The organism is Klebsiella grimontii, assembly GCF_900200035.1.
GTDB lineage: Bacteria > Pseudomonadota > Gammaproteobacteria > Enterobacterales > Enterobacteriaceae > Klebsiella > Klebsiella grimontii.
In genome coordinates this window covers 1-5126 of sequence record NZ_FZTC01000038.1, presented here as the reverse complement: position 1 = coordinate 5126, position 5126 = coordinate 1, and the positions used below count along the sequence as shown (strand labels likewise).

Genomic DNA, 5126 nt, shown 5'->3' with positions numbered 1-5126 from the left:
CAGTTTTAGTTGACCACTACACCTGGTCGATGGATTTCGTCATGGACGCACTTTCCACCGGTCGCAGGATCAAGTGTCTTACCTGCGTCGATGATTTCACAAAGGAATGCCTGACGGTCACTGTTGCCTTTGGGATTTCAGGCGTTCAGGTCACGCGTATTCTGGACAGCATTGCACTGTTTCGAGGCTATCCGGCGACGATAAGAACTGACCAGGGGCCGGAGTTCACTTGCCGTGCACTGGATCAATGGGCCTTTGAGCATGGTGTTGAGTTGCGCTTAATCCAGCCGGGCAAGCCAACGCAGAACGGATTTATTGAGAGCTTTAACGGACGATTTCGCGATGAATGTTTGAATGAGCACTGGTTCAGCGATATCGTTCATGCCAGGAAAATTATTAATGACTGGCGGCAGGATTATAACGAATGCCGCCCGCACTCCACGCTGAATTATCAGACACCGTCTGAATTTGCAGCGGGCTGGAGAAAGGGTCATTCTGAGAATGAAGATTCCGACGTTACTAACTGAGTGTTGTATCTAATCGTGGGGGCAGGTCAGTGGTAACTGTCAATTTTTTCATATTCTGTTAAGAATAAATTAATGTTTAAAAATTATGATAAATGAATGTCATCACAAACATGGCACGTCCTTTACAGGAATAAATCTCACCAATTATTATATTTTCGCCACAGAACCTGTCCGGGAAGGATAGTCTGTTTAGTATTAACTGTTGATGCTGTTATAAGGAGTTTCTGATGCAGGTAAACAAATTTACGGATGATATTGATATTAGTTCTCATGAGCGTTTCATCGCGGCCCGTAAAAGTACGTGGGTTAGTGTGCTTGTTAATTGTTTTCTGACATCCGGGCAGGTGATTACTGGTATATTTTCTGGATCTCAGGGACTTATCGCGGATGGTATTCATTCCCTGTCTGATTTAGTCTCAGACTTTGTTGTACTCATTGCAAACCATAAAAGTAAAAAAAATCCCGATGATGACCATCACTACGGTCATCATCGTTATGAAAATGGTGCATCATTAATTCTGGGGACAATTTTATTTATTGTTGGCATCGGCATGTTATGGTCAGCAGTAAATAAAATGAAACAACCAGATGATATTCCTCAGGTACATATTGTTGCTCTGTGGGTGGCTTTAGCCGCACTGGTTATCAAAGAGCTTCTTTTTCGCTATATGCTTGCCGTAGCAACCCGAGTAAAATCCACTATGCTGGTCGCTAATGCCTGGCATGCACGCTCTGATGCCGCTTCGTCTTTGGTTGTGGCTATTGGTATTATTGGGAACTTATCAGGTTTTAAATTACTCGACCCAGTTGCTGCAATGGTTGTCGGACTGATTGTAACCAGAATGGGATATTCATTTATGTCAGATTCGCTTCATGACTTGATGGACAGATCCGTGGATATTGAAACTGAAAATAAAATAAAAACCACATTATTGTCAACGCCTGGAGTTGAAGGTATCCATGATCTCAAAACCCGTAAAATGGGAGATCTTGTTGTTGTTGATGTTCATCTGGAAATTAATGGTAATTTATCAGTGAAAGTAGGGCATGACATTGCTGTTTTAGCCAGGAAATCAGTTTTAGATAATCATCATGTATTAAATGTCATGACGCATGTTGACCCTTTTTTTAAGGAGGTAAGTGGCCTTGATTATGGAAGTGTAAATAATCATAAACAATAATTTTAATGCTGATTTTCTTCGGGGAAATTGGCAAATAATTATTTTCTTTGCTCAATGTTACGTCTTCGGATTGTGATTTTTTTAAATGATAGTAAACAATGTGGGGTTATTATGAGAAAAATTATGCATAGTGTTATAATAGGAACAGCCCTTGTTTTATCTACCAGTGTAATAGCTGGTTCTGACGGTGTTGAACATGCCATGAAGATGATGAATAAAAGCTACCGCGCAGCACTTAAGGAGGAGGACGTTACATCTTTCAGGAAAGATATGCAGGATCTGAAATCAACAGCAGAGTCCATCTTGAACGGCCCGGTAGAGGGGTATGACAGGGAAACGTATGTTGCAGGTATGTCACTTCTGATTGATGAGGTAACTGCTGTTGAAAGTACCGCTGAAAAGGAAGGTCTTGACGCTGGGAAAATTGCAGCACAGAAACTGGGCAGTATGATGAGAAAATACCATAATAAACTTGGCGTTGACTGAACCGGGAACTATCAGGAGAAAGTAGATATGCTGGAAAGATATCCCGGAACTGACATGATATAGCTGCTTGTATTAGAATGGATAGTTATGCCCTGGTGAAGAAATTATAATACGTTATCTTATCTGCTCAGTACATATAAAAATGTTGGGGTCGCAAACATGCTTACCGATGCTACATTGCCTCAACATAAGCTAAGTCCTATTGATGTTGCACGGGGCGGATATACCCGCTTCGTGCTTCACTGAAACATACTGATGATCTCTTGGCTGGAAAAACACTTCTTCATGGTAATCTCTTCATATTACTGATGTGATGTACTATAGGTTTAGATACCATTCTCTGATTAAAGAGTATTGTTTAGTTCCGATAAGTTAAGGTTTCGTTAATAAAAAGGCATGTTGATTTGGTCAACCACCCCTAACAAAGTGGCTAAATTATGAATGAAAATTTACGTAATGCTCTCCCTCACAAAGACACACCATTTCTACGTGTGCTTCATATCATCTTAGCTGTATTGATTTTATTGCAGATTGTTAGTTCAAATCTTACCGAAAGCGATGCTCTCAGTGACTATACTCTCACAGGGTTCGTTACATGGTTCCATGTTATCACTGGATTATCACTGATTGTTCTTGGGTTAATCATGCTTGCATGGATGCTAACACAACGAGGATTTCATTACTATTTTGCTTGGCTGACTCTTGATTTTCGAGGGAAGGTGCGAACAAGTTCCTGATATGAGATCATCATATTCATCCGGAGCGCATCCCAGAGGGACATCATGAGCCATCAACTCACCTTCGCCGATAGTGAATTCAGCACTAAGCGCCGTCAGACCCGAAAAGAGATTTTCCTCTCCCGCATGGAGCAGATTCTGCCATGGCAGAATATGACCGCTGTCATCGAGCCGTTTTATCCCAAGGCGGGCAATGGCCGACGGCCCTATCCGCTGGAGACCATGCTGCGTATTCACTGCATGCAGCATTGGTACAACCTGAGCGACGGTGCCATGGAAGATGCCCTGTACGAAATCGCCTCCATGCGCCTGTTTGCCCGATTATCCCTGGATAGCGCCCTGCCGGATCGCACCACCATCATGAATTTCCGCCACCTGCTCGAGCAGCATCAACTGGCCCGTCAATTGTTCAAGACCATCAATCGCTGGCTGGCCGAAGCAGGCGTCATGATGACCCAAGGCACTTTGGTGGATGCCACCATCATTGAGGCACCCAGCTCTACCAAGAACAAAGAGCAGCAACGCGATCCGGAGATGCATCAGACCAAGAAAGGCAATCAGTGGCACTTTGGCATGAAGGCCCACATTGGTGTCGATGCCAAGAGTGGCCTGACCCACAGCCTAGTCACCACCGCGGCCAACGAGCATGACCTCAATCAGCTGGGTAATCTGCTTCATGGAGAGGAGCAATTTGTCTCAGCCGATGCCGGCTACCAAGGAGCGCCACAGCGCGAGGAGCTGGCCGAGGTGGATGTGGACTGGCTGATCGCCGAGCGTCCCGGCAAGGTAAAAACCTTGAAGCAGCATCCGCGCAAGAACAAAACGGCCATCAACATCGAATACATGAAAGCCAGCATCCGTGCCAAGGTGGAGCACCCGTTTCGCATCATCAAGCGGCAGTTCGGCTTCGTGAAAGCCAGATACAAGGGGCTGCTGAAAAACGATAACCAACTGGCGATGTTATTCACCCTGGCCAACCTGTTTCGGGTGGACCAAATGATACGTCAGTGGGAGAGATCTCAGTAAAAACCGGAAATAACGCCAGAAATGGTGGAAAAAATAGCCTAAATAGGCTGATTCGATGTGTTTGCGGGAAAAAAATCGGCCCAGATCCGCGAAATTTTAATCAGCGAGTCAGCTTGGGAAGAAATGACCTGCTTATTCGCACCTTCCCTAGCGCTCTGAGCGAACTGGCAAAACAGTTTTGGGAAAAACGAGGATAACGCTTTTCAGTATCTCGACAGGGATAACTTACTTTACCATCGGTATCCCTTTTAGCCGCACAAATTTTAGCCATGGCTTTTCAGGAAGTCAGGGCTATCAGAATGGCCTTAGAAAGCCTAGTCAAAGAGCTGTCACGAGAACACCGTTAGCTTAGCGTACGATTTTTTCCGAATTCTGCGGTTCCCCCTACTGGGTCAATGGCCCTCGCGCGGTCGATCAGGCTGGCTGGAAGAAAATTATCGGGGACAAACCGACCCTGATCATGCTCGATGAGTTGCCGCCCTACCTTGAAAACGCGAGCACTACTGTCATCGGCGGCGGTACGCTGGCTACCGTGAGCACCTACACACTCAGCTGCCTGATGAGCGCCGCTCTGGAGTTACCGCGTTGCTGCATTGTGATTGCCAACCTATCCGGCAGCTATGTGGCTCAGACCAAGGCAATTGCCGAAGCAATCTCTAACCTCCAGCAAGAAGCCAGTCGCCAAGCGAGCACCATCACCCCCGTGCAGTTGGCGGGTACCTGTTCATCCCTAGCGCCTCTCCGCCTTGATGCTGGCAGATTCAGTCTGGCCTCGCGGTTCGACCTACCGAAATATCGGCGGTTACATTGTCCCCAGAGCTTCAGACCCGGCTGTTACCGGCCACGCCTGTCTGGGTAGGGAACGAGTGGTGGAACAGTCGGTTCCGTCGGGCGTTAACCTGCGGAACAGAAACCCATGCGACTTTCAGGTCGCACTGCCGAAATAATACTGGTTTCCCTTCTTGGTCTGGTGCATTTCCGGGTCGCGCTTGCCGTCCTTGTTCTTGGTCGAACTGGGCGCATTGATCAGCGTTGCATCGACGATGGTGCCCTGGCGCAGCGACAGGCCGCGGTCGCCCAGAGCCATTGATGACAGCGAGGATGCCGGCCGCCAGCTCGTGTTTCTCCAGCAAGCGGCGGAAGTTGAGAATGGTGGTTTCGTCGGGGAT

4 protein-coding genes and 3 pseudogenes are annotated in these 5126 nt (G+C 46.8%); 6 read left to right on the top strand and 1 reads right to left on the bottom strand.

Annotated elements, in window-relative coordinates; genetic code table 11:
• The 6 genes and pseudogenes from KOSB73_RS27100 to KOSB73_RS31435 all read left to right on the top strand — a co-directional run.
• Positions 1-527: pseudogene (locus tag KOSB73_RS27100) on the top strand (IS3-like element ISSen4 family transposase); the annotation flags it as partial.
• A gap of 227 nt (positions 528-754) precedes the next feature.
• Entirely contained in the window at positions 755-1708 is a 954-nt protein-coding gene (locus tag KOSB73_RS27095; protein WP_001198018.1) for a cation diffusion facilitator family transporter, read from the top strand.
• A gap of 111 nt (positions 1709-1819) precedes the next feature.
• A complete protein-coding gene (locus KOSB73_RS27090) occupies positions 1820-2194 on the top strand; it encodes a cytochrome b562 (RefSeq protein WP_011977761.1) in 375 nt (124 codons plus the stop codon).
• A 437-nt stretch (positions 2195-2631) separates the two neighbouring features.
• Positions 2632-2916, top strand: a pseudogene (locus KOSB73_RS31265) (cytochrome b/b6 domain-containing protein); the annotation flags it as partial.
• Between the two features lie 60 nt (positions 2917-2976).
• Positions 2977-3957 carry an IS5-like element ISKpn26 family transposase gene (locus KOSB73_RS27080; protein WP_000019441.1) on the top strand — a complete coding sequence of 327 codons (981 nt, stop codon included), beginning with the start codon at positions 2977-2979 and terminating at the stop codon, positions 3955-3957.
• Positions 3939-4154 carry a hypothetical protein gene (locus tag KOSB73_RS31435; RefSeq protein WP_306767812.1) on the top strand — a complete coding sequence of 72 codons (216 nt, stop codon included), beginning with the start codon at positions 3939-3941 and terminating at the stop codon, positions 4152-4154. Before KOSB73_RS27080 ends, KOSB73_RS31435 begins: the two co-directional genes overlap by 19 nt.
• Positions 4155-4894: 740 nt before the next feature.
• On the opposite strand, the pseudogene KOSB73_RS27070 reads toward KOSB73_RS31435, so the two are convergent.
• Positions 4895-5126, bottom strand: a pseudogene (locus KOSB73_RS27070) (IS5/IS1182 family transposase); the annotation flags it as partial.

Excerpts from the sequence above, each read along its gene's own strand:
- KOSB73_RS27095 (WP_001198018.1), top strand. The coding sequence starts at position 755 with ATGCAGGTAAACAAATTTACGGATGATATTGATATTAGTTCTCATGAG.
- KOSB73_RS27090 (WP_011977761.1), top strand. The coding sequence starts at position 1,820 with ATGAGAAAAATTATGCATAGTGTTATAATAGGAACAGCCCTTGTTTTA.
- KOSB73_RS27080 (WP_000019441.1), top strand. The coding sequence starts at position 2,977 with ATGAGCCATCAACTCACCTTCGCCGATAGTGAATTCAGCACTAAGCGC.